The organism is Blautia sp. AF17-9LB (genome assembly GCF_003479185.1).
Lineage (GTDB): Bacteria > Bacillota > Clostridia > Lachnospirales > Lachnospiraceae > Fusicatenibacter > Fusicatenibacter saccharivorans.
This window is the reverse complement of record NZ_QUGU01000047.1, coordinates 1-1,214: the sequence shown is the minus strand read 5'-3', so window position 1 is coordinate 1,214 and position 1,214 is coordinate 1. Positions and strand designations below refer to the sequence as shown.

The 1,214-nt window shown below is 35.2% G+C and carries 1 protein-coding gene; it reads left to right on the top strand.

The genetic code is table 11. The features are described 5' to 3' along the window. The first annotated feature begins 231 nt into the window (after positions 1–231). Positions 232–1,086, top strand: coding sequence for an AraC family transcriptional regulator (locus DWX00_RS19400; protein WP_117510987.1), 855 nt, complete (start codon positions 232–234; stop codon positions 1,084–1,086). The last annotated feature ends 128 nt before the right edge of the window (positions 1,087–1,214 follow it).

The window sequence follows — 1,214 nt, the reverse complement described above, 5'->3', positions numbered from 1 at the left end:
GAAATTTTCAAGGTACGTTAGTTAATGAGTTACTATAAAACGAGTGTTTTGACACCCATATCATACTTATTAGACATTTTTAAATTAATCTGATATACTTTACATGAGTTCTCGCAATGAGAATACTACACATATCTCTATGGGATACAGAAATGCGTACTACGTTTATTGATGACGGAAAATAATCACTCTCTCCTATTTGATTGAAATCCAGACAGGGAGGTATAACGAATGAAAGATTATGGAATTTATGAAAAAGTAAAACTAAACGGAATCGTTCCTGGACGATTGATTCGCCATACCCGGGCGGACAGTGCAATCATAAAAAGTCACTGGCATCCAGAGTTGGAAATAAATACGGTTTTTGAAGGCTCTTCCCGCTTCTTTATAAATGGAAGAATTGAAGATGTAACGCCTTCACATGTTGTTGTGATAAACAGCAGAGAAGTCCATTCGTCTATCCCTTTTTTTCCACAGGGCGGGATCTGCGTTACAGGGGTTACGATACAAATCAGCTACGATTTTCTAAAAAAAGTGATTCCAGATTATGATAACTGTTACTTTATTCTTAACAATATGGCAGAACGGAAGATACAGTTACTTCTTGAAGAAATGAATAAGAAATGTAAAACACAAGATGCAGCATATATGAATATTTATGCAATCAAACAAATTTGTGAAATTGTGTATATTCTTGCAACAGAATGTTGTATGAAACGGGAAAAGTTCGAAGCGACAAGTTCGGAAAGTTTTCAGCGTTTTGAACATGTTCTTAATTATGTTCATGAAAACTACAGCAGCAATCTCAAGACCAGTGAAGTAGCAGAACGTTTTTTCTTCTCCAAAGAATATTTTTGCCGTTTATTCAAAAAAAATACAGGTATGACATTTAATCAGTATGTGACACAGTGCAGGGTTATTCATGCAGAACAATTGCTTAAGGACACAAACACACGGATCTCTGAAATCGCTCAGGAGGTGGGCTTTTCGGATGAGGGAAGTTTTATCGCTCAGTTTAAAAAATATTATTCGAAAACCCCTGGAAATTATAGAAAAATGATAACAAAAAATCCATTTTATGATTAGGGGGGCAAAAGGTACACCCGTGCGAACCTTGAAAATTTCATACAAAACAACAAATTTATGTCAGGAAATGGTATAATGATCTCAGATTATTTGTGAGGTGATCCCATGTCTTTTGCTAAGAATGAATA

What these genes read in the sequence shown, in the direction of transcription:
- DWX00_RS19400 (WP_117510987.1), top strand. Translation starts at nt 232, where the DNA reads ATGAAAGATTATGGAATTTATGAAAAAGTAAAACTAAACGGAATCGTT.